The following is a 23,509-nucleotide window of genomic DNA, read 5'->3' as shown; positions in this document are numbered from 1 at the left end:
ATGCGCCATCTTGATCTGCAGTGTGTCACCGACGAATCGGTGCCCGGGACCGGTGACTTCGAGCGTTGGATCGCCGCGGCGCTGGCCGGCCGCCGCGACGACTGGGAAATGGCGGTCCGGCTGGTGGACGAGCCCGAGAGCCAGGCCCTCAACCGGGATTATCGCGGCCACGACCGGCCCACCAACGTCCTGTCGTTTCCCGCCGACCTGCCCGAGGGCGTCGAGCTACCCCTGCTGGGGGATCTGGTGATCTGCGCGCCGGTCGTCCGGCGCGAGGCCGACGCCCAGGGCAAGACGGCATCGGCACACTGGGCGCATCTCACCGTCCACGGCGTGCTTCACTTGCTAGGCTTCGATCACATGGATAGCGTAGAGGCGGATACCATGGAGGCGGAAGAGCGCGGCATCATGGCGCAGCTGGGTTACGACGACCCCTATCAATCAGAGCTGACCCCGGCATGAGCGACGGATCGTCCGCGCCGGTCGGACAGAAAACCTGGCTCATGCGCATCGGCAGGGCCCTGGGCGGTCAGGACCCCCAGAGCCGCGACGACGTGGTCGAAACGCTCCGCGCCGCCCACCAGCATGGCATCCTCGACGCCGATGCGCTGTCGATGTGCGAAGGCGTGCTGCATGTCGCCGAGCTGCAGGTGCGCGATGTGATGATCCCGCGCTCCAAGGTCTCGTTGCTGCGCCGCTCGGAATCGGTCTGGGACCTGCTGCCGGCGATCATCGAGAGTGGCCACTCGCGCTTTCCGGTCACCGGCGATAACCGCGATGACGTCATCGGCATCCTCATCGCCAAGGATCTGCTGCCCTATCTCGATCCCCAGCATCAGCGCGAGTTCCAGCTCCGCGAACTGCTGCGCCCGGCGCTGTTCGTGCCCGAGAGCAAACGCCTTGACGCCCTGCTCAAGCTCTTTCAGGAAAGCCGCAATCACCTGGCGATCGTGGTCGATGAATACGGCGGTCTGGCCGGGATCGTGACCATCGAGGATGTCATCGAACAGATCGTCGGCGAGATCGATGACGAGCACGACCTGGATGACGACGCCTGGATTCTCAACCGCACCGACGATGGCCAGACCGTGGTCAAGGCGCTGACGCCCATTGAGACCTTCAATGATCATTTCGGCACGGCATTCAGCGATGAGGAGTTCGACACCATTGGTGGGGTCGTGGCCAACGGCTTCGGCCGCGTTCCGCGACGTGGCGAGCACCTGGTCCTCGAAGATCTGCGCTTTGATGTGGTGCGGGCCGACAGTCGTCGACTGCACCTGCTGATGGTGACCCCGCAGCCGGCATGTCGCGACTGATCCGTCTGCCGCTGGCGCTGGCGGCGGGCGGCCTTCTGTCGCTGGGCTTCGCACCGTTCGACTGGATCTGGACCCCGTTCGTCACGCTGGCCGCGATCTTCGCCGCCGTCTCGGTGCTGTCCTCGCTGCGGGCCGTGCTCGCCACCGCCTACGCCTTCGGCCTCGGCTATGCCGGCAGCGGTGTGTACTGGATCTATCACAGCATCGCCGACTACGGGGGTGGGCCGCTGGCGGGCGGCGTGGCCACGGGGGTTCTGGTGGCGCTGTTCGCGCTCATCCCCACGCTGGCGCTGGCCGGCGGCTGGTGGCTGGGCGCGGGCGATCGCCGCCGCACCCGGCTGCTGGCGCTTCCCCTGGTGTGGGTGGCGATCGAGTGGGTGCGCAGTTGGCTGGCCACCGGCGCCACCTGGCTGAGCGTGGGTTACACCCAGATCGACACCCCCCTGGCGGCGCTGGCCCCGGTGGCAGGGGTTTATGGGGTGAGTCTGGCGGTCGTGCTCATCGCCGGCGTGCTGGCTGATGCCATTGTCTCGCCGCGACCTCAGCGGGCCGGTCTGGCCCTGGGGGCGGTCGCGCTGATCGCGGCGGCCGCCTGGGCGCTGGATGATGAGTGGACGCGGCCCGTCGACGCCCCCCTCAGCGTGTCGATCCTGCAGGGCAACATCGATCAGGCCCGTAAATGGGATCCGGATGAGCGCGGGGCGATTCTGCGCGAGTATCTGCAGATGAGCCGCGCCCGGCTGGGTGATGACCTGATCATCTGGCCCGAAACCGCCCTGCCGGTGTTCTATCGTCAGGCACGGCAGTGGCTCGATCCACTAGCCCGGGAGGCGCGGGCGGCCGGCAGCGAGCTGGTTCTGGGCGCACCGGTGGCCCGGGGCGACCGACGTTACAACGCCGTCGTGGTGGCCGGCGAGCCCCCGCGTTACTACTTCAAGCGCCATCTGGTGCCATTCGGTGAATATGTGCCGTTTCGCGATATCGCGGGCGGCATTCTGGATTTTGTCGGCACGCCGTTGGGCGATTTCACTGCCGGGCGCTCGGCGGCGCCGCTCACCGCCGCCGGCCACGCGCTGGGCGTGAGCATCTGCTATGAGGTCACCTTCGGGGCCGAGGTGGCCGCGGCCCTGCCCGCCGCCGATCTGTTGCTCAACGTCAGTAACGATGCCTGGTTCGGCCACTCGAGCGCCCCCTGGCAGCACCTGCAGATGGCGCGGATGCGCGCCCTTGAGACCGGGCGTGAAATGATCCGCGCCACCAACACCGGGGTGTCCGCGATCATCGGTGCGGATGGCGGGCTGCGCCGGATGGGGCCGCTGTTCGAGGCGGCGGTCCTGACGGCCACGGTTCAGCCCTATCAGGGCACCACACCCTATGGGCGCGCCGGCGACTGGCCGCTGGTGGGGCTGGTTCTCGCCGGCATGGGGGGGCTGCTGCTGCGCCGGCGCCGGCGATAGGTGATTCGCCGTTACCCCGGCGAAGCCGTTAGACTGCACGCAGAACGCCACCGAGGAGTGAGGGCAATGACTGACAACGAGCAACCGCGGGATCACGAAGTCCACGGTTATGAGCGCATGCTTGAGCGTGTTCGCGAGCGCCTGGAGAGCACCGGCGACGCCGTGGAAAAAGGCTTTCACGAGGCGCTGGACGCCGCCCGCGAGCGCAGTGTGGCCCTGGGCGAACTGACCCGGGAGGAGGCCGACCGCGTGGCCGAGTGGCTGCAGCGCGACCTTGAGGACGCCGCGGAGTACGTCGGCAGGGCCCGGGGCACCTACGCCGACTGGCTGCATATGGACCTGCAGCTGGTGGAGAACTGGATCTGGGATCGCTTTTCGTCGGTGGCCGATCAGACCCGGCTGCAGTGGCAGGCCCTGAATCGGCAGCTGCAGGCGGCGGCCCGCTATCACACCGGCGAGGTCACCGGTCCGGGCACCCTGGTCTGCCGCGACTGTGGCGAGGTCCTGCACTTCAAGCGCACCGGTCATATCCCGCCGTGTCCCAAGTGCCACGGCAGCCGTTTCGAGCGGGCCGCGCGCCAGACGACGGGCTGACGGCAGGTGCAATCACGCCCGGCGCCGGGGTATCCTCTCGCCCCATGGAAAAGCAATACGACCCCGCCCGTTTAGAGACTGACGCGCAGGCCTACTGGGACGACCAGGGCTGCTTTCGGGTCACCGAAGACCCCGAGCGCGAATCCTTCTATTGCCTGTCGATGCTGCCGTACCCCAGTGGCCGGCTGCACATGGGCCATGTCCGCAATTACACCATCGGCGATGTCATCAGTCGCTATCAGCGCATGCAGGGCCGCAATGTCCTGCAGCCGATGGGTTGGGACGCCTTCGGCCTGCCGGCGGAGAACGCCGCCATCAAGCGCGGCGTGCCGCCGGCGGAGTGGACGTATCAGAACATTGACCACATGCGCCGCCAGTTGCAGCGCATGGGCTATGGCTATGACTGGAGCCGCGAGGTCACCACCTGTTCGCCCTCGTACTACCGCTGGGAGCAGCAGATGTTCACCCGTCTGCTCGAGCGGGGCCTGGTGTATCGGGCGAGCGCGGTGGTCAACTGGGATCCGGTGGATCAGACCGTCCTCGCCAACGAGCAGGTGGTCGAGGGACGCGGCTGGCGCTCGGGCGCGAAGGTCGAGCGCCGTGAGATCCCGCAGTGGTTTCTGCGCATCACCGACTATGCCGATGAGTTGCTGGACGGGCTGGATGCCCTGCCGGGCTGGCCGGATGCGGTCAAGACCATGCAGCGCAACTGGATCGGCCGCTCGCAGGGCATCGAGCTCGACTTTGCCCTGGCCCGTGGTGGCGAGCCCCTGCGGGTCTATACGACCCGGCCGGACACGCTCTATGCCGCCACCTACATGGCCGTGGCGGCTGACCACCCGCTGGCCGTCGAGGCCGGCCGGCAGGATGCCACGGTGGCGGCATTCCTCGACGAGATCCGTCAGGGCGCGGTCACCGAGGAGGCCATGGAAAAGCTCGAGAAAAAGGGCATGCCCCTGGGTGTCGAGGCGATCAATCCGCTTTCCGGCGAACGCATTCCGGTGTGGGTCGCCAATTTTGTGCTCATGGGATACGGCACCGGCGCGATCATGGCGGTGCCGGGGCACGATGCCCGCGACCACGAGTTTGCGACCCGCTTCGGTCTGCCCATCCGTCAGGCGGTGGGCCCGGCGGATGGCACGGCCGTCGATGTCGAGGCTGAGCCGTGGACCGCGAAGGAGCACCTGGTCACGGTCAACGCCGGCCCGTTCACGGGGATGGACTTCGCAACGGCGTTCGATGCGATTGCCCGCCATCTCGAGGCGGAAGGCATCGGCCGGCGCACCACCAATTACCGGCTGCGCGACTGGGGCGTCTCGCGGCAGCGTTACTGGGGCTGCCCGATCCCGGTGATCCATTGCCCGGACTGCGGCGCGGTGCCGGTCCCCGATGAGGATCTGCCGGTGACGCTGCCCGAGAATGTCACCTTCAGCGGCGTGCAGTCACCGCTGCGCACGGACGAGGCCTGGCGCCGGGTGGCCTGCCCGCGCTGTGGCGGCGGGGCTGAGCGCGAGACCGACACCTTCGATACCTTCGTCGAGTCCTCCTGGTATTACGCCCGCTACTGCAGCCCCGACGCCGATGCCATGCTCGACGAGCGCGCCGACCACTGGCTGCCGGTGGATCAGTACATCGGCGGCATCGAGCATGCCGTCATGCATCTGCTGTACTTCCGCTTCTGGCACAAGCTCATGCGCGATCTGGGCTATATCAGCAGCGATGAGCCCGCCACGAACCTGCTCTGTCAGGGCATGGTGCTGGCTGAAGCCTTCTATCACGACAGCGACGCCGGCGGCCGCGAGTGGGTGGCGCCGGCCGATGTCGAGACCGAGCGCGACGGCAAGGGCCGCATCGTGCGTGCCACGCGCCGCAGTGACGGCGCCGAGCTGGTGGCCACGGGCTGGACCACCATGTCCAAGTCAAAGAATAACGGCGAGGACCCGGAAACCCTCGTGACGCGGTTCGGGGCCGATACCCTGCGGCTTTTCACGATGTTTGCCGCGCCGCCGGATCAGGCGCTGGAATGGCAGGACAGCGGGGTCGAGGGGGCATCGCGGTTCCTGCGCCGCCTCTATGGGCTGGTGCATGACCATGTCAGCGTCGGGCCGTGTCCCGCCGACCGGGTGACCGAGGGGCTGGATGACGAGGCCGTGGCATTGCGGCGTAAGCTGCATGAGACCATCGCCAAGGTGGGCGACGACATCGGCCGTCGTTACACCTTCAATACCGCCATCGCGGCGATCATGGAGCTGTGCAATGCCCTGGGTCGCTATGCCGGCACCGGGCCGGTGGCCCGCGGCGTGCGTCAGGAGGCCCTCGAGGCCGTGGTTCTCATGCTCCAGCCCATCACCCCGCACCTCAGCCATGGCCTGTGGACGGCGCTTGGCCGGGCGGGGGCGGCGGTGGATCAGCCCTGGCCCGCCGTCGATGAGGCGGCCCTGCGCCGCGATGAGGTCGAGCTGGTGGTACAGGTCAACGGCAAGCTGCGCAGCCGGATCGCCGTGGCGGCGGACGCGGCCGAGGCGACCATCCGCGAGCAGGCCCTGGCCGACGAGCATGTCCGGCGATTCATCGACGACCGCACCGTGCGCAAGGTGATTGTCGTGCCCGGTCGTCTGGTCAACGTGGTCGCGCCCTGATGGCGGTCGGACGGCTCGCTCTGGCCGTGGTGCTGGCGCTGGTGGTGGCTGCCTGCGGCTGGCAGCTGCGCGGCGCGGGTGGGGGCGGTTTCGAGGGCGTGCCCGTGGCCATCGGCGGATCCATCGACAATCGCTTCAGCAACCGGCTTGCCGAGCGCCTGCGCGGCCTTGACGCCACGGTGGTGGAGCAGGCCGCCGATGCCCGGGTGGTCATCGAAATCCTCGAGGCCTCGAGCCGGCGACGCACGGTGGCAACCGATGCGGACGGCTTCGCCAGTGAGTACGAGCTGCGCTATCAAATCCGCTTCAGTCTCAGGGCCGGCGGCAGGGCCGGGCCCGATCAGGCAACCTTCTCAAGCCAGACCGTGCGCACCTCGGCCAGTTACCCGGCAGACCCGGGCAATCTGCAGGGACGCGATGCCGAGGAGGAGGATCTGCGCCGCGACCTGCGCGACGACGCCCTCCAGCTGCTGCTCTCGCGGGTGGGTCGGCGGCTCTAGGCCGGGCGGTCATGCCGGAGATCCGCTTCGACGAGTTGCCCCAGCGCATCGACCGCGGGCTGGCGCCGGTCTATCTGATCGCCGGCGAAGAGCCGCTACTGATCGAAGAGGCCCTGGATCGGCTGCGCCAGCGCGCCCGTGGCGAGGGTTACGACGAGCGCGAGGTTCTGCACGTCGACGCCGGATTTGACTGGAACCGCCTGGCCACCGCCGCCGATAATCTCTCGCTGTTCACCGAGCGTCGGCTCATCGAACTGCGACTGCCCGGCGGCAAGCCGGGTCGTGATGGCAGTGCCGTGCTCAAGGCTCGAGCCGCCGCGCCCGACCCCGGGCATATCCTGATCGTGATCGCCGGTCGTCTCGAGACCGCGCAGCGTCAGTCGGCCTGGGCCAAGGCCATCGCCAGCGCCGGTGTCATGAGCTACGCCTGGCCGCTGCGCCGCCACGAGCTGACCGGCTGGGCCCGACGCCGGGCGCGCGAGCGGGACCTGGATCTGGATACCGCCACGGCCGGCCTGATTGCCGAGCGCAATGAGGGCAATCTGCTGGCGCTGGCGCAGGAGATCGACAAACTGGCGCTGCTGGCGGACGGGCGTGCGGTGGATGCCGAATGGGCGAGTGAGGCCATCAGTGACAGTGCCCGGTTTGCCGTCTTTGACCTGCCCGAGGCCATGCTGGCCGGCGATCCGGCGCGTACGCTGCGCATCCTCGCACGGCTGCGCGGCGAGGGTGAGGAGCCGGTGCTGGTGCTTTGGGGGGTCGCCCGGGACATCCGTGTGCTCGCCGATCTGCAGGCCTCAATGGCCGCGGGCGAGCGGGCGGCCGCGGTGATGGCCCGCCACCGGGTCTGGAAGAACCGCCAGCCCCGGCTGCAGACCATCGCCCGCGGGACGCCGCGTGGCGTCTGGGAGCGCTTGCTGAGCCGGGCGGCCCGGGTGGATCGTGTCATAAAGGGGGCCGAGTCAGGCCGGCCCTGGGATGAATTACTGGAACTCTCGAGTGTTGTGGCGCGGGGCGTCGCAACCGCCGATCGCAGGGAGAAAAACGGATGAGTGAAATCAACGCCACCATGCGCGGGATCGGGCAGACCGCCCGCGCCGCGAGCCGTCGTCTGGCCGCCAGTGAGGCCGGCGCGCGCAATGCCGCGCTCCGGGCCATCGCCGAGCGGTTGCGGGACGACCGCGCGGCCCTCGAGACCGCCAATGAAAAGGACCTGGCCGCCGGGCGCGGGAACGGCCTGGATGCCGCGCTGCTCGATCGGTTGACACTGACCGACGCCCGCATCGATGCAATGGCCGACGGCCTCGAGCAGATCGCCGCACTGCCGGATCCGGTGGGCGCGGTCAGCCACCTCGATCCCATGCCAAGCGGTATCCGCGTGGGCCGGATGCGCGTGCCGCTGGGTGTGGTCGGCATCATCTACGAGTCGCGGCCCAACGTGACCGCCGACGCCGCGGCGCTCTGCCTCAAGTCGGGCAACGCCTGTGTGCTTCGGGGCGGCTCCGAAGCGCTGCACTCCAACCAGGCCATTGCGGCCTGCATTGCCGCCGGGCTGGCCGATGCGGGGCTGCCCGAGACCGCGGTCCAGGTGGTCCGCACCACTGACCGGGCGGCCGTCGGAGCGATGATCACCCTCGATGAATACATTGATGTCCTGGTGCCCCGCGGCGGCAAGGGGCTGATCGAGCGCATCATGCGCGAGGCGACGGTGCCCATGATCAAGCACCTGGACGGAGTCTGCCACTGCTACGTCGATGCGGAGGCCGATCCGGCCATGGCCGAGCGCGTCGTGGTCAACGCCAAGACCCAGCGCTACGGGACCTGCAACACCCTCGAGACGCTGCTGGTGGATGCGTCGGTGGCGGCTTCGCTGCTGCCACGGTTCAAGGCCGCCTTTGATGCCCATGGGGTCGAGCTGCGCGGCTGCGAGCGGAGTCGGGCGCTGGTTGATGGCCTGACCGCCGCCGAGCCGGCGGACTGGGATGCCGAGTATCTGGCGCCGATTCTGGCGGTGGCCGTGGTGGATGGCCTTGATGCGGCCATCGAGCACATCGACCGGCACGGCTCGGGGCATACCGACGCGATCGTCACCCGGGATCATGCCCGCGCCCAGCGCTTTCTCCGCGAAGTGGATTCGAGCTCGGTCATGGTCAACGCCTCGACCCGGTTCGCGGACGGCTTCGAATACGGGCTTGGCGCTGAGATCGGCATCAGCACGGACAAGCTCCACGCCCGGGGGCCGGTCGGCCTGGAGGGCCTGACCACACAGAAGTACATCGTCCTGGGCGAGGGACACGTGCGCGAATGAGTGACCCGCAGGCGGCGCCGGTGGCGGTGCTGGGCGGCACCTTCGATCCGGTCCACTATGGCCATCTGCGTCCGGCCATCGAGCTGCTCGAGGCCCTGGGGCTGTCACAGATCCGGCTGGTGCCCGGTCATGTCCCGCCGCATCGCCCCCAGCCGCGGCTGGGGGCTCAGGCCCGGGCGCGGCTGCTGGAGACCGCCGTCGCCGGTATCCCGGGTCTGGCGGTGGATCGCTGCGAGCTGGATCGCTCAGGCCCGTCCTATACCGTCGACACGCTGGCCGGTCTGCGCCGCCGGCTCGGCGGGCACCGGCCGCTGTGCTTTATCATGGGGCGCGATGCGTTTCGTGGGCTCATGCAATGGCATCAGTGGGAGGCGTTGACCCGCCAGGCCCATCTCGTGGTCATGACCCGCGGCGGCGATGCCGAAGCGCTGCCGCCGGCGCTTGTCGAGTGGATGCGGCCGCGGCGGATGCATGATCCGGCGGCGCTGCGACGCTCGCCGTCCGGCGGCGTGCTGTTTCAGGCGGTATCCCGGCTCGAGATCTCCGCCACCGGCATCCGTCGGTGCCTGGCGCTGGGTCGCTCGGCGCAGGGGCTGATGCCTGATGTCGTCTGGCACGAACTGGCTTCCAGTGGATGCTATGGTTATCCGCAAGTATCAAGGGCGTCGTCGCCCGGGAGGTTGAACCCCCATCATGTCTGAACCCGCTGTCCAGGCCCAGTCGCTGTGTGATCGGGTGGTGACCGCACTCGATGACCTCAAGGCGGTGGATCCGCGTGTCATCGACGTCCGTGGACGCACCCCGATCACCGATTTCATGGCCTTTGCCACCGGCAATTCGCGTCGCCATGTCCGCTCCATCGCCGAGGCGGTGGTCGATGCCGCCCGCGAGCAGGGGCACCGGCCCGCCGGTATTGAAGGCCTCGACGACAGCGAGTGGGTGCTGGTGGATCTCGGTGACGTGGTGGTCCACGTCATGCTTGAGGATGTCCGCGACTTCTATCGCCTCGAGCGCATCTGGACGGTGGGCGACGGGCAGGAGGCCTGAGGGCGATGCGCCTGAACATGGTCGCCGTGGGGCGGCGTCCGCCGGACTGGATCCGCACCGGCGTCGACGAATTCGCGCAGCGCATGCCCCGGCATCTGCCCCTGGCGGTGAAGGCGGTGAACCCGGGTGACGCCCGGCGCAGCGGCGATGTCGACCGGGCGCGCGCCCAGGAGGCCGATGCACTGCTGGCCGCCGCCGGGTCAGCACGCCTGATCGCCCTGGATGAAAGGGGGCGGTCATGGCGCACCCCGGATCTGGCCGAGTACCTGGATGCCGCCCTGCATGAGGGGCGCGATCTGGCCTTTGTAATCGGCGGCGCGGACGGGCTTGATCAGCGCTGCCTGAATGCCGCCGAGCGTCGCTGGTCGCTGTCCGCGCTCACCCTGCCGCACATGCTTGTGCGCGTCATCGTCGCCGAGCAGCTCTACCGCGCGTGGACGCTGCTCGCCGGCCATCCCTATCACCGCGCCTGATCGGTGCCCGCCGCTGGAGGTTGAAATGACATCGACACACCCTTCCACCACCGACCCCGACCTGTTCCTGGCTTCCGCCTCGCCGCGGCGGGCCGAGATCCTCGAGCGCATGGGCGTGCGTTTTCAGACGGTTCCGCAGGCCGTGGACGAGCAGGTCCTGCCCGACGAGACCCCCGAAGTGTTCGTGTTTCGACTGGCCCTGGAAAAGGCCCGGGCGGGTTGGGCCGGACTGGGCGGCGATGGGCATGTGCCGGTGCTCGGCGCGGACACGGCGGTCGTGGTCGATGACACCCTCTTGGGTAAACCCGCCGATCGGGACGCCGCCCTGGGCATGCTCGAGCAGCTGTCGGGGCGCACCCACCGGGTGCTGACCGCCATCGCCATGGTGGACGGCCAGCGCGAGCTCACGCGCCTGTCGCTGAGCATGGTCACCCTGCGCCACCTGGGGACGGCCGAGCGTGAGGCCTACTGGCGCAGTGGCGAGCCCATCGACAAGGCCGGCGGCTACGCCATCCAGGGCCGCGGCGGGGTGTTCGTCGAGCAGCTCGAGGGCAGCTACAGCGGCGTCATGGGCCTGCCCATGGTGGAAACCCATGATCTGCTGACCGAGTTTGGCATCGATTATCAGTCCCGCTGGCTGGCGGAGCAGTGAGCCGGGAACTGCTCGTCAACATCACTCCCCAGGAAACCCGCGTGGCGGCCCTGGATAACGGCAGCGTCCAGGAGATCCACATCGAGCGGGCGCGCAGTCGCGGTCTGGTAGGCAATATCTATCTCGGCCAGGTGTCGCGGGTGCTGCCGGGCATGCAGGCGGCTTTTGTCGATGCCGGTCTCCAGCGCACCGCCTTCCTGCACGCCTCGGACATCAATGCCAGCCAGGCGCTGGTGGATCGCCCCAGTCATGAGCCGCGCAGCATTCAGCACCTGCTGCGCGAGCAACAACGCATCCTCGTGCAGGTGCTCAAGGACCCCATTGGCGGCAAGGGGGCGCGGCTGACCACCCAGATCGCGATCCCCTCGCGCTACCTGGTGCTGCTGGTGGATAACCCCGGTGTGGGGGTATCGGCTCGTATCGAGTCGGCGTCGGCCCGGGAGCGGCTGCGCGCCATCGGGACCTCGCTGCTGGACGGCGACGCCCACAAGGGCTGTATTTTCCGAACCGCCGCCGAGAACGCCAGCGAACAGGCGCTGGCCCGTGACTGGCAGTATCTGCAGCGACTCTGGGCGTCAATCCACGCGCGCGCCCAGGAAGCGCAGCCGACGACGCTGCTGCACGAGGATCTGCCACTGATGATGCGCGTTCTGCGCGATTCGGTGGACGAGGACGTGGAGCGCATTCGCATCGACTCGCGGGAATGGCATGAGCGCATGCTCTCGTTCAGCGAGACCTTTCTGCCCGATGCCCGCTCGCGCCTCGAGCATTATCCCGGCGAGCGTCCGATCTTTGACCTCTACGGGGTCGAGGACGAAATCCAGCGTGCCCTGCAGCGGCGGGTCACCCTCAAGTCCGGGGGGTACCTGATCATCGATCAGACCGAGGCGCTGACCACCATTGACGTCAACACCGGCGGTTACGTGGGGCATCGCACCCTTGAGGAGACCATCTTCAAGACCAACCTCGAGGCGGCCCAGGCCATTGCCCGCCAGCTGCGACTGCGCAACCTCGGCGGCATCATCATCATCGATTTCATCGACATGGAGACCGCTGAACACCGCCGTCAGGTGATGCGAAGCCTTGCCAAGGGGCTCGAGCATGACCAGGCGCGCACTCAGATCAGCGAGGTCTCGTCGCTGGGGCTGGTGGAGATGACCCGCAAACGCATCCGCGAGTCACTGCAGAACCAGCTGTGCGTGTCCTGCCCCACCTGTGGCGGTCGCGGCCACCTGAAAAGCGCTGAGACGGTCATCCACGAGATCACCCGTGAGATCCTGCGTGAGGCCCGCCAGTTCGAGATGACGCGGCTGATGGTGCTGGCAGCTCAGGATGTGGTGGACCGCGCCCTGGAAGAGGAAAGCGACAGTCTGGCCGAGCTTGAGGCATTCATTGGCAAGCCCATCGTGTTTCAGGCCGAACCGCTCTATAACCCGGAGCAGTTCGATGTGGTGCTGATGTAGGCATGGGCATCGCGCAGCAGCTGCACCGCTGGATCCGGCCGCAGCGCCAGGAGCGCCTCAAGGCCGCGCTGCTGATGACGGGGGTCACGCTGGTGGTCTCGGCGGCGGTGCTGCTGACCGGCGTCCGGCTGCTGTTCGCCGCCGCGCCGTCGCTGACCGCGCCGGTGGTGGCGGTGGTTTCCGATCGGCTGGGCGTACCGGTGGAGATCGGCGGGCTGGATGCGAGCCTCAGGCGCCTGCGCCCGGGTCTGGTGCTCGAGGATGTGCGCGTCGGTGGGGCCGACGGCGGTGAGCCCCTGAGCCTGGACAGCCTGACCCTGGCGATTGCGCCCTGGCAGTCCCTGCAGACCGGGAGCCTGCAGTTTCACGCATTGAGCGCCGAGGGCATGGCGGTCACGCTGCGCCAGCAGGCCTCCGGCGACTGGCGCCTCGCCGGGCTGCTGCCGGGGGCGACGCCGGTGGCCCCGGCTTCGTTTCTGCAGGCGCTGCGCGACCTGCCCGTGGATCGGCTGCTGATCCGCGATTCGCGGTTGGCGCTCGTGGATCAGGACAATGCCGCGCGCCTCGGCTTTGAGTCGGTGGCACTGCGCTGGCGGCGCGACCCCGACGGGCAATGGCGCTTTGCCCTGGACGCCCGCCAGGCCGATGAGCGGGTGCAGGCGCGTATGCAGATCGATGCCGCGACGGCGTCGACGGCCCGGGCAGTGATCGACCTCGAGGGCCTGACCGGCGAGCGGATTGCGCCCTGGCTCCAGCGTTCGTCGCTACAGCCGGATCCCGCCGCCCGGGTGTCCGGGCGGCTCTGGGTCAACCTGGCCGAGACCGGTGCCATCCGGCTGACCGCGGATCTGGATGCGCAGTCGCTGGGGCTTTTCGATGGCGGTATCGAATCGCTGTCGCTGCTCGCCCGCGCCGACTGGCAGGACGGACGCTGGGCGGGGCAGATCCAGCCTCAGGCTCTGGCGCAGGCCGATGGGCCGGGCCCGGTGCCGGGTCCCATCGCCTTTGCCCGCGGGACAGACGGTGGCTGGCGGTTGGCACTCTCGGATACCCCCCTTGAACCCCTGGCGCCCCTGTTGCGTCGCCGGATCGATGCGGCCGTCACCCTCGATGGGCAGGCGCGGCGCGCCACCCTGGTCTGGAAAGATGCGTCGGACTGGCGGCTGACGGCGGATCTGGCGGGCGTCGGCGTATCGGGATGGCCGCCGGGCCTGGCCGGGCGGCAGGCGGATCTGCAGGTCGAGGCCGGCCCACAAGGTGGGCAGGTGGTGGTGGATCAACTGCAGTTGCAGCGCATTGAGCCCGACGGTGAAGCGTTACTGCGGCGCCCGGTCCAGGTGGCGGTGACCGGGGGACGACTGCAGTGGTCGCGGTCGGGGCCGGAGGCCTGGTGGCTGTCCCTGGGCGATGTCCAGGGCCGCTTCGATGGCGCGCCGGTGCGGTTGGAAGGTCGGCTCGAGCAACGCGCCGGGCAGACGCCGCGGGTGGATGTGACCGCCCGTGCCGGGGCGCTCGAGGCCGCGCAGGTGCTCGAGGTGTTACCGGTGGGGATCATGGATGACCGGCTGGTGGCATGGCTCGATCGGGCCATTGCCGGTGGGCGCATGGAAGCCGCGACGCTGCGCTGGTCGGGCCCGGTGGATGGCTTTCCCTATCGTACCGGGGAGGGCGTTTTTGATCTGCGTGCACGGCTGGCGGATGTCGAGTTCCGCTATCAGCAGGACTGGCCGCCGCTGCGCGGACTTGCCGGCGAGCTGCGGTTCCGCAATCAGGGCATGCGGATCAGCGCCGAACGCGGGCGCATCGGGAGCAACGACCTGCAGCAGGCACAGGCGCGCATTGATGATCTGTTCGACCCGCAGCTGCAGGTCAGCGGGGACTTGCAGGGGCCGCTCTCTGGGATGCTGGCGGTGATGCAGCAGTCACCGGTCCTGCCCGCCTCGGGTCGTCTCGATCAATTGCGCTGGCAGGGCCGCGGAGACCTGTCACTCGATCTGGACTTCCCGTTCCGGGGCCAGCCCATGGCCCTTGAGGGCGCCCTGCGCCTGGACGGTGCCGCGGTATCCGTCGCCGAGCCGGCGATACGTCTTGAGGATATCCGGGGCGAGGTGGCGTTCGACCGGCAGGGCGTTACCGCCACGGGCGTCCGCGCGCGGCTGGCGGGCCGGCCGGTCGTGGCCAGCGCTGCAACCGTTGGCGAGGCCGATCAGGCCCGGATCGAGGTGACCGCGGATACCCGCATGGCAATCGCCGACTGGCCGGGGACATCTGCGCTGGCGGAGCGTACCGAGGGTACCGCGGCATGGCGGATCCGCTGGGAGCGTCCCGGGTTCATGGCCGCCGGGGGCGCGCGGCCGGGCGAGCGGCTGAGCATACGCTCGAGCCTTGAGGGCGTTGCCCTTGATCTGCCGCTGGGTCTGGCCAAGGCGGCTGACTCCTCCACACCGCTGGCCCTCGAGTGGCGGCGGGGCGCCGATGCCGCATGGCGGTTCAGCTACGCCGACCGACTCCGGGCGGTACTAGGCAACGACCGGGCGGCGCTGCATTTTGGTGAGCGCCCGCCGTCACTGCCTTCGACGCCATCGACACAGGTCAGCGGAACCCTGCCGGTGGTGGATCCGGCGCGCTTGGCGGGCGCCGGCCAGGGAACGGCCCCGGCCGGGGGGCTGCCGATGCCCCTGCGCATGGAACTGACCGTGGCGGGATTGGACGTCAGTCGCTGGCGCATCGGTGAGACCGTGCTGACCGGTGAAATGCGTGATGGGCAGGGGACATGGTCAGTCAGCGGTGGAGCCGATGGACGGGTCGAGAAGGCCGGGCCGGCGGCGCCCTGGGTGCTGCGTCTGGAAACCCTGAGCGCGCGCCCCCGGCCGACGGCCACTCCGCAGGATGATGCCGGTGACGGGGCGCCCTCCGGGCTGCCCAAGACCGACATCGATCTGACCGCTGGGCAACTCCAGGTGAACGGGTCGTCGCTGGGGCGACTCCAGCTCAGCCGGTCGCGGGGCGATGCCGGCGGCGAGGCGCGGCTGCAGCTGACCGGTGAGTCGATTGATCTGAAGGCTCGGATCGACCAGCTCGGGGAGGGCGCGCGTCCCAATCAGCTGGATTTTGACCTCTATACCCGCGATGCCGGGCAGGTGCTGGGCGCTCTGGGGCTGGTGGATGCAATGAACCGGGGCGAGGGCAGTGTCAGCGGTGAACTGGCCTGGCAGGGCGGCATGCTGCAACCGGCGCTGCCAACGCTGACTGGCGATCTGTCAATCGATCTGCGCAATGGCAGCCTGCCGGCGGTTGAGCCCGGGGCCGGCCGCGCCCTCGGGCTGTTCAGCCTGTCGGTGCTGCCGCGGCGCCTGGGGCTGGATTTTTCGGATGTGGTCGGCGAGGGGCTCAGCTTTGATCAGTTGCAGGGCACCTGGCAGGTCGAGGCCGGTCGCATGCGCACTGATGATCTTTCCCTGACCGGACCCTCGATGGATCTGTCGCTACGCGGCGAGACGGATCTGGTGCGGCGGCGTTACGATCAACGTGTGACGGTGACGCCGCAGCTGTCCTCGGCGCTGGCGTTCCTCGGTGGGCTCGCCGGTGGGCCGGCTGCCGCGGCCCTGTTGTTCGTGACCCGGGGGATGCTGGAGTCGGGCGTCGAGCGACTCACGGATTTTACTTATCACATTAGGGGCACGTGGGACGAACCCGAGTTCGATCTCATCGCCCCGGATCTGGAGGATGCCGACGATGACTGAGATACCCATGAGCGGACCGGTCCGTGCGGCGGTGGTGCAGATGGTCTCGGGTATGGAGGTGGCCAGCAACCTGACCGCGGCCGGCGGTCTGATCGGCCAGGCGGTGGGCCAGGGCGCCCGCCTGGTGGTGCTGCCCGAGAACTTCGCCTTTCTGGGCCGTCACCAGCGGGACGTTCTGGGTGTGGCGGAGTCGCCCGGTGAGGGGCCGATCCAGAGTTTTCTCGCACAGACCGCCCAGCACCACGGCATCACCCTGGTGGGCGGCAGTGTGCCGCTGCAGGGCGATGAATCCGATCGGGTCCGGGCCGCCTCGCTGGTGTTCGGTCCGGATGGCGGTTGCCTGGCCCGCTATGACAAGCGCCACCTGTTTGATGTCTCCCTGCCGGGGGGCGAGGTTTACCGCGAGTCATCCACCTTCGCGCCCGGCGACGCGGTGGTGGTGGCGGAAACGCCTGCGGGAATGCTCGGCCTGTCGATCTGTTATGACCTGCGCTTCCCCGAACACTATCGGGCCCTGGTGGATGGCGGCGCGACGATCCTGCTGGCTCCCTCGGCGTTCACGGCCACCACCGGTGCCGCGCACTGGTCGGTGCTGGTGCGCGCGCGGGCGATAGAGAACGGTTGTTACGTCCTCGCCCCGGATCAGGGTGGGTTGCATGCCAACGAGCGCATGACCCACGGCGAGAGCCTGATCGTCGATCCCTGGGGGGCGTGCCTGGCGAATGCCGGTATCGGCAGTGGCCCCGGTATTGCCGTGGCCGACCTGGATCCGGCTCATCAGCAGGCCATCCGCGAGCGGCTGCCATCGCTAGGCGCTCGCCCCACTGGCCGGGCAGTCCAGCTGGGTGAAGCGGGCCGGTGACCGGTCCAGTTGGACGGCCGTCAGCTGTCCGCCCCACAGGCATCCCGTATCGAGGGTGATGTAGCCCGGACCCTGACGGCAGCCCAGCCGCGACCAGTGCCCGCTCAGGACCGTGGTGGTGGTGCCGTCGATGCGCCGATCCGGCGTGGCATACCAGGGGTACAGGCCTTTCGGGGCGGATTCCGGCGGGCCATTGCAGCTGAAGTCGAGCCGGCCGTCCGCGCGGCAGAAGCGCATTCGGGTAAAGGCATTGATGATGAAGCGCAGGCGGGCCCAGCCGGTGAGCGACTCCGACCAACGATCGGGCTTGTTGCCATAGAGGTGGTTCATCAGGCCGACGAGGTTGTCGCCCTGCAACGCGGCCTCGGCCTCGGCGGCACAGCGCGCCGCGGTGGCGGAGTCCCACTGCGGGGCGATCCCTGCATGGGTGAGCGTATAACCGGATTCCGGCAGGTCGATGAGCAGCGGCTGATGCCGCAGCCAGTCGATGAGGTCGTCACGGTCGGGGGCGGCGAGCAGTGGCTCCAGCCGGTCACTGGCCCGCTGCCGACCCGCACCCAGCGCGACGGCGATGCAGTGGATGTCGTGATTGCCCAGCACCGTGCGCGCCGCGTCGCCCAGATCGCGCACCCGGCGCAGCGTCTCGACGGGCTGCGGGCCACGTCCCACCAGATCGCCCGTCAGCCAGAGCCGGTCGTGCTGCGGGTGGAAATCCAGCGTCTGCAGCAGCGAATCGAGGCTGCCAAGACAGGCGTGAATGTCGCCGATCGCGTAATCCGCCATTCGTGTGCCTATGCCTTTTCGGATGGATGTTGGAGGATCCGCGCGAGACGCCCGTACCCGGCCAGATCAATCCGCTCGGCGCGGGTGCCGGGGTCGATCCCGGCCGCGGCGATTCCGGCATCGTCGATCAGGCCGCGCAGGGCGTTGCGCAGGGTCTTGCGGCGCTGGGCAAACGCCGCGGCCACCACCCGGCTGAGGCATTGCGTATCGGTATCACCCAGTGGTGGCTCGGCATGGGGGGTGAGGCGCACGAAGCGCGAGGTGACCTGCGGAGGGGGAGAGAAGGCCCCCGGAGGGACCTCGAACAGCGGCTCGATCTGGCAGCGCGCCTGGATCATCACCGACAGCCGGCCATAGATGCGTGAACCCGGCCCCGCCGCCATCCGATCGACCACCTCGCGTTGCAGCAGCAGGTGCAGATCGTGAATGCCGGTCGCCGGTGCGGTGAGGTGGAACAGCAGCGGCGTCGAGAGGTTGTAGGGCAGGTTGCCGACGACCCGAAGCGCCTGCCCCGCCGCCTCGATCAGAGGCGCCACCGGCTGGCTGAGGGCATCGGCCTCGATGACCTGCAGCGCGCCACTCCGGGCGGCGTCCCATTGATCCAGTCGGGCGGCGAGGTCGCGATCCACCTCGATGGCCATGACCTGGGCGCCACGGGCCAGCAGCGGCCGGGTCAGTGCGCCGGAACCGGGGCCGATCTCGAGGAAACGCTCCGCCGCCCGCGGGGCGATGGCGGCGAGCATCTGCTCGATGATCGCGGGATCATGCAGAAAATTCTGGCCGAATCGGCGCCGGGCTCGATGCACTGATCAGCGCCCCGCACGGGCCATGTCGATGGCCTCGCGAATCGCGGCATGCAGACTGCCGGGATCGGCGACGCCCTGTCCGGCCAGATCAAGGGCGGTGCCGTGGTCCACCGAGGTCCGGATGATGGGCAGCCCCAGGGTGATGTTGACGGCATGGCCGAAGCCGACATGCTTGAGCACCGGCAGCCCCTGGTCGTGATACATCGCCAGTACCGCATCGGCGCCCTCGAGGCGCGCCGGTGTGAACAGCGTATCCGCCGGCAGCGGACCGGTGAGATGCAATCCTGCCGCGCGCAGGGCCTCGAGCACGGGGTTGATGGTGTCGATTTCCTCGCGCCCCATGTGGCCTGATTCACCGGCATGTGGATTCAGTCCGGCGACCAGGATGTGAGGCCGCTCGATGGCATAGAAGCGTCGCAGGTCGTGGTCAAGGATCCGCAGGATTGTCCTGAGCCGCGCGGGCGTGATGGCATCGGCGACGGCCCGCAGCGGCAGGTGAGTGGTGGCCAGTGCCACCCGCAGCGAGCCGGCGGCCAGCATCATCACCGGCATCGGTGCGTCAGTGAGCTCGGCGAGATACTCGGTGTGACCACTGAACGGATGGCCCGCCTCGTTGATCACCCCTTTGTGCACGGGGCCGGTGACCATGGCCCGGAAGCGCCCCTGCTGACAGCCTTCGACGGCGAGGCGCAGGGTTTCGAGGACATAGTCGGCATTGCGAGGGTCGAGCTGCCCCGGTGTCACCGGCGCAGCGGGGCGCACCGGCAGCACCTCGAGGTGATCACTGGCCTGCAGCTGGTCCGGGTTGCCAATGGCCACCAGTCGGGCGTCGGGGAAGGCGTCGCCCAGGGCGTTGACCAGTTCCGGTCCAATGCCGGCGGGCTCGCCCGGCGTGATCGCGATGCGCGGCCGATCGGCCATCAGCCGCCCCCGAGACGCCTTTCGATGTAGGCCTCGTTGCGCAGCTCACGCAGCCAGAGCTCGATTTCTTCCTCGCGCTTGCGCTCGCGGATGGCCTGCTCGGCCTCTTCGCGGGCGATGGATTCACTGGCGTCGCGCGTACGGCGCTCGAGCACCTGGGCGATGTGCCAGCCCCCGCGCGTGCGGAATATGTCGCTGGTCTCACCCACATCGAGGCTGTTGATGGCCTCGCCGAATGAATCGGGCAGATTGGCCGGATCCACCCAGCCGATGGCGCCGCCGTTACTGGCCGACCCGGGATCGTCGGAGTTGGCCCGTGCCAGATCGGCAAAGTCACCGCCCGACTCGATCCGTGAGCGCAGCGACGACAGACGCAGACGGGCGTCCTCGTTGCTGACCACCTCGTTGGGCTGGATCAGGATATGCCGGACCCTGCTCTGCTCGACCATGGCCTCACTGCTGCCGCGGGTGTCCTCGAGACGGTAGATCTGAAACCCGGCCGGGGTGCGCAGCGCGGCGGTATGCTCGCCGGGTTGGAGGTCGCGGATCGCGCTGGCGGCGGCCGACGGCAGCTGTGACGCCGGTACCCAGCCGAGATCGCCGCCCTCGAGGGCATTGCGGGCATCTGAAGCGGCCGTCGCCACCCGGGCGAACGACTCGCCGCTGTCCAGTCGTTCAATCACCGTGTCGGCCTCGCGACGGGCGGTTTCGATGACATCCGCCGAGGCCGCCTCAGGCACGCTGATCAGGATCTGCGACAGCCGGTAATCGCGATCCAGGCTGCGATTGCGCTCGATGAACTGCTGGATCTCCTGCTCGGTGACATCCAGGCGCTGGTTCATCACCTGCTGGCGCAGACGGTTGATGGTGATATCGCGACGCAGCTGATCACGAAACACCGACATGCTCATGCCCTGCCCTGAGAGCGCGTCACGCAGTCCCTCAAGGCTCAGGTTATTGCGTTCGGCAACGCGCCGCACGGCGGCATCAAGGGTTGCGGAATCCACCCGGATACCCCGCCGCTCGGCGACATTCATCTGCAGCGTCTGGACGATCAGACGGTCGAGCACCTGCGCCCGCAGCTCGTCGGCAGGCGGCATGCGCACGTCCCGCTGCTCGAGATTCTGCCGGACCGAGGCCAGCTCGGCCTCGAGCTCGGACTGCAGGACCACGTCATCGTTGACCAGAGCGACGATCCGGTCGAGCAGGACCTCTTCGGCCTGGGTGGTCTGCACGACCACGAACAGCAGGATGGCAAGCAGCGTTCTCATCATTGATCTCAGCGCCTTGGGTTGTAGCCGTCGATTTCGGCATCCAGAAACGACTGGATTCTATCACCGATGCCGCCCAGACCCTTGAGTTCGAGCTCGAGCATGATCTTCTGGTCGAGAGATGGGTCGCCGGCCGATGCATCGAGCAGCCGCTCCTCGCTCACTGCCAGCCTGACCGAATGGCAACACGCCGATTGTTCAATGCCAAAGAAGCTTTCCAGTGTCCGCCGCCTCTCGAGGTCCTCACGCCCGCCTGCAAACAAGTGCCATCCACGTGCGACCGGAAGCGCGAATGAACCACTGAGCTGATTGAGCTCGGTGACGCCCGCGTCCTTTTCCCGTCGCAACGCAAGATTGGCGGTGGCGTTCCGCGCGCCGCGCCAACGAAGGACCGTTCGCGTCTTGTTCGTACTCGAGTCTTCCGGATCCCAGCGATAGTCTGCATCAACCTCAAAGCCATTCGGCAGGTTCAGGCGTAACTGCGCGATGTAATCCGATCGGTCGCGTTCAGCGGTGTCGTGATAGAAAAAGGTCTGGCCGATGGATGCCCGCAGGTACTCCCGGCCGGTCCGGTCATCGAGATACCGGGTTGTCACACCGACGCTCACCTGCTCGGTATGCGTGATATCGAAATCCGACTTTCGAAAGAGCTGGGAAAAGTTATTGGTTTCCGAGGTGCTCCCGAACTCTGGTAATTCGTCCTGATTGCGGTCGGGAACATTGCGGTATTGAACCCGCGGTTCAAGCGTTTGATAGACTCCCGCAAAGGTGGTTTCGGGCCGCTCCAGAAACAGCTGTCCATCCACCGTATAGACTGGCACGGATACGCTCGGGTTCTCCGGCCCGTCGCCTGTATTGGTGAGGTCATAGCCGTTATGCTGCCAGGCGACCGCCGGCTCCAGCCGATACCCGAGAGTATTGAGCGGCAGGGAAACTTTTGGAGCGACTTTGTATTCAGTGCCCTGCTGTCGGTCAGGGTTTTCATTGTAAAAGTCGGTCCACTCCGCAGCGATGTCATAGTTGAATACGCCGAAACGCTCAATCGGATCATAACCGAGCTGAATCCTCGGGCGACGGGCATAGGGAAATCGTGGGCCCGTCTTGACTCTCTGCCATGACTGCGCATCGATCGCCGCGAAAACGCCTCCCTGTGCCCAGGACAGATCGGCGAGGCTTTCCATGAAAGAGTCGGATTGATAGGAGAACTCATTACCAAAGTCGTTCTCGAAGTCGATATCGCTTACCCGCTTCTGCTGGAATGTTCCGCGAATTGAGCGACCGAAGGAAAGGGCATGGGTTTGATCAATGGCCCACCGGTCGGAACCATAGCGATCATCATTGGGCAGATAGCTGGCATTGATTTCCCCATCAAGCCAGTCCGTCAGATACCGGTACTCTGTATCGATCATTGCACCACGTTTCCAGTAAGACGTTGGCGTGATGGTCGCGTCCTGATTGGGAGCGATATTCCAGTACCAGGGGACTGAGACGGTGGTGCCGTTGTCATCGGACTGGCCGATGGTCGGTGCCAGCAGCCCGGTCAGGCGTTCGCTGCCCACCGGAAACTGCAGGTAGGGGGTGTAGAAGACCGGCAGCCGGCCCAGCGACAGCACGGCATGGTGGGCACGCCCCTGGCGGGTGTCGCGATCAATCTCGGCACGCTGGGCCTGCAGGGTCCAGAACTCACGTCCGGGCATGCAGGTGCTCAACGTCACGCCCTGATAGCGGCTGAGTGTCGGCCCTTCGCGGATGATTCGATCGGCCTGACCCTGCATGTGGCCGGCGACGATCCGATAATCACTGACGCCTTCGAATGTCCCGCGCTGGGGGGTGAGCCAGTAGCGGGCGCGCTCGGCGTTGATCAGTACACCCGGCTGGCGCAGGCGCACACCATTGTCGCCCTCGATCCGGCCGTCGCCACTGTCGTAGCGCAGGCGTTCGCTACTCAGGCGCTGATCGCCCTGACGCGCCCGGACACTGCCGGTGAACTCGTAGATCGGTGGCTGCCCGCTGGCCTGCGCCCGATCGGCGGTGATGTCGATGCGCTCGCCATCGCCGGCGACCGGTTCGGTGGCAGGGGGCATCGGCTCGAGCAGCGGTGCGCTGCAGAGCGCCCAGCGGCCCTCGCTGGCCCGGGCGTCGAGGGACCCGGCAAGGGCCGTTGCCAGGGCAACGCCAATGAGGGGGATCGGTTGATATCGCGGCACGGAATCGGCTGTCCCTGTCAGTGGTGGAAGCGCTTTTGAAACCGAAGGGTACCCTATACACTCGCGAAGATTCACTCTGGAGGGGCGCAGCAATCGTGGCAACTGACCGGCTCGACGCGCGTGGGCGCCAGATGGTGGCGTGGCTGCGCGATCAGGGCATCGAGCCGGACGCCCTCGAGGCGATGGGGGGTGATGCCAGCCCGCGGCGGTATTTCCGTATCAAAACGGCCGGGGGCGCCCGAGTGGTTATGGACGCCCCGGATCAGTCATCCACCTGCCGCGCCTTCTGCCGGATCCGCTCCCTGATGGCCGCGGCCGGCGTGCATGTCCCGGTCATCCATGCCGCTGCGCCGGCGGCGGGGTTTCTGCTGCTCGAAGACCTGGGCGGCCAGGACTATCTGAGCGCCCTGGATGGCGAATCCGATGAGCGCCTGCTGCGCGCGGCCATCGATGCGCTGGTGCAGCTG

At 67.9% G+C, this 23,509-nt stretch carries 21 protein-coding genes; 16 read left to right on the top strand and 5 right to left on the bottom strand.

Translation table 11 applies throughout. The features are described from left to right. The 15 genes from ybeY (at position 1) to BA899_RS01340 (ending at position 17,054) form a co-directional block, all read left to right on the top strand. Positions 1-462: an rRNA maturation RNase YbeY gene (gene ybeY, locus BA899_RS01410; protein WP_159299522.1), complete on the top strand. Its 462-nt coding sequence runs from the start codon at positions 1-3 to the stop codon at positions 460-462. Next, a complete protein-coding gene (locus BA899_RS01405) occupies positions 459-1,316 on the top strand; it encodes an HlyC/CorC family transporter (RefSeq protein ID WP_069134076.1) in 858 nt (285 codons plus the stop codon). Before ybeY ends, BA899_RS01405 begins: the two co-directional genes overlap by 4 nt. Continuing rightward, positions 1,304-2,773, top strand: coding sequence for an apolipoprotein N-acyltransferase (gene lnt / locus BA899_RS01400; protein ID WP_159299521.1), 1,470 nt, complete (start codon positions 1,304-1,306; stop codon positions 2,771-2,773). Before BA899_RS01405 ends, lnt begins: the two co-directional genes overlap by 13 nt. 66 nt (positions 2,774-2,839) lie before the next feature. Further along, entirely contained in the window at positions 2,840-3,367 is a 528-nt protein-coding gene (locus BA899_RS01395) for a zinc ribbon-containing protein (protein ID WP_069134077.1), read from the top strand. A 44-nt stretch (positions 3,368-3,411) separates the two neighbouring features. Then, on the top strand, positions 3,412-6,006 hold the full coding sequence (leuS, locus tag BA899_RS01390; protein WP_159299520.1) for a leucine--tRNA ligase: 2,595 nt from the start codon (positions 3,412-3,414) through the stop codon (positions 6,004-6,006). Continuing rightward, the gene (gene lptE, locus BA899_RS01385; protein ID WP_069134079.1) at positions 6,006-6,506 is read left to right on the top strand and encodes an LPS assembly lipoprotein LptE; all 501 of its coding nucleotides are present in this window, start codon (positions 6,006-6,008) and stop codon (positions 6,504-6,506) included. The genes leuS and lptE overlap by 1 nt, the downstream gene beginning before the upstream one ends. A gap of 11 nt (positions 6,507-6,517) precedes the next feature. Further along, positions 6,518-7,558 carry a DNA polymerase III subunit delta gene (gene holA / locus BA899_RS01380; protein WP_069134080.1) on the top strand — a complete coding sequence of 347 codons (1,041 nt, stop codon included), beginning with the start codon at positions 6,518-6,520 and terminating at the stop codon, positions 7,556-7,558. Beyond that, positions 7,555-8,814, top strand: coding sequence for a glutamate-5-semialdehyde dehydrogenase (locus tag BA899_RS01375; protein ID WP_159299519.1), 1,260 nt, complete (start codon positions 7,555-7,557; stop codon positions 8,812-8,814). The genes holA and BA899_RS01375 overlap by 4 nt, the downstream gene beginning before the upstream one ends. After that, a complete protein-coding gene (gene nadD / locus BA899_RS01370; protein WP_144347979.1) occupies positions 8,811-9,515 on the top strand; it encodes a nicotinate-nucleotide adenylyltransferase in 705 nt (234 codons plus the stop codon). The genes BA899_RS01375 and nadD overlap by 4 nt, the downstream gene beginning before the upstream one ends. After that, positions 9,508-9,861: a ribosome silencing factor gene (gene rsfS / locus BA899_RS01365; protein ID WP_144347980.1), complete on the top strand. Its 354-nt coding sequence runs from the start codon at positions 9,508-9,510 to the stop codon at positions 9,859-9,861. The genes nadD and rsfS overlap by 8 nt, the downstream gene beginning before the upstream one ends. Before the next feature lie 5 nt (positions 9,862-9,866). Beyond that, complete coding sequence (rlmH, locus tag BA899_RS01360; protein ID WP_144347981.1) at positions 9,867-10,334, top strand: 23S rRNA (pseudouridine(1915)-N(3))-methyltransferase RlmH; 468 nt, start codon at positions 9,867-9,869, stop codon at positions 10,332-10,334. 25 nt (positions 10,335-10,359) lie between these two features. Beyond that, entirely contained in the window at positions 10,360-10,986 is a 627-nt protein-coding gene (locus BA899_RS01355; RefSeq protein ID WP_148122414.1) for a nucleoside triphosphate pyrophosphatase, read from the top strand. After that, on the top strand, positions 10,983-12,449 hold the full coding sequence (gene rng / locus BA899_RS01350; RefSeq protein ID WP_069134086.1) for a ribonuclease G: 1,467 nt from the start codon (positions 10,983-10,985) through the stop codon (positions 12,447-12,449). Before BA899_RS01355 ends, rng begins: the two co-directional genes overlap by 4 nt. 2 nt (positions 12,450-12,451) lie before the next feature. Continuing rightward, entirely contained in the window at positions 12,452-16,192 is a 3,741-nt protein-coding gene (locus BA899_RS01345; RefSeq protein ID WP_159299518.1) for a YhdP family protein, read from the top strand. Beyond that, the gene (locus BA899_RS01340) at positions 16,185-17,054 is read left to right on the top strand and encodes a carbon-nitrogen hydrolase family protein (protein WP_159299517.1); all 870 of its coding nucleotides are present in this window, start codon (positions 16,185-16,187) and stop codon (positions 17,052-17,054) included. The genes BA899_RS01345 and BA899_RS01340 overlap by 8 nt, the downstream gene beginning before the upstream one ends. On the opposite strand, the gene BA899_RS01335 is transcribed toward BA899_RS01340, so the two are convergent. From BA899_RS01335 to BA899_RS01315, 5 genes are read right to left on the bottom strand one after another with little or no spacing between them, the layout of a single operon-like run. Then, positions 17,001-17,837 (bottom strand): symmetrical bis(5'-nucleosyl)-tetraphosphatase, encoded by an 837-nt coding sequence (locus BA899_RS01335; protein ID WP_159299516.1) that lies wholly within the window; start codon positions 17,835-17,837, stop codon positions 17,001-17,003. The two genes, BA899_RS01340 and BA899_RS01335, sit on opposite strands and share 54 nt — an antisense overlap. Positions 17,838-17,845: 8 nt before the next feature. Continuing rightward, positions 17,846-18,643, bottom strand: a complete 798-nt coding sequence (rsmA, locus tag BA899_RS01330; protein WP_159299515.1) for a 16S rRNA (adenine(1518)-N(6)/adenine(1519)-N(6))-dimethyltransferase RsmA — start codon at positions 18,641-18,643, stop codon at positions 17,846-17,848. A gap of 3 nt (positions 18,644-18,646) precedes the next feature. After that, positions 18,647-19,564: a 4-hydroxythreonine-4-phosphate dehydrogenase PdxA gene (pdxA, locus tag BA899_RS01325; protein ID WP_159299514.1), complete on the bottom strand. Its 918-nt coding sequence runs from the start codon at positions 19,562-19,564 to the stop codon at positions 18,647-18,649. Continuing rightward, positions 19,564-20,838 carry a peptidylprolyl isomerase gene (locus tag BA899_RS01320; protein ID WP_159299513.1) on the bottom strand — a complete coding sequence of 425 codons (1,275 nt, stop codon included), beginning with the start codon at positions 20,836-20,838 and terminating at the stop codon, positions 19,564-19,566. The genes pdxA and BA899_RS01320 overlap by 1 nt, the downstream gene beginning before the upstream one ends. A 5-nt stretch (positions 20,839-20,843) precedes the next feature. Further along, positions 20,844-23,042: an LPS-assembly protein LptD gene (locus BA899_RS01315; protein ID WP_159299512.1), complete on the bottom strand. Its 2,199-nt coding sequence runs from the start codon at positions 23,040-23,042 to the stop codon at positions 20,844-20,846. 95 nt (positions 23,043-23,137) lie between these two features. On the opposite strand from BA899_RS01315, the gene BA899_RS01310 reads away from it, so the two are divergent. Further along, a partial coding sequence (locus BA899_RS01310; RefSeq protein ID WP_159299511.1) for a phosphotransferase occupies positions 23,138-23,509 on the top strand: 372 nt, incomplete at its 3' end.

Origin of the sequence: Spiribacter sp. SSL99 (assembly GCF_009805925.1) — a bacterium.
Classification (GTDB): Bacteria; Pseudomonadota; Gammaproteobacteria; order Nitrococcales; family Nitrococcaceae; genus Spiribacter; species Spiribacter roseus.
The sequence above is the reverse complement of the archived record's forward strand: the minus strand, read 5'-3'. Positions and strand labels throughout refer to the sequence as shown.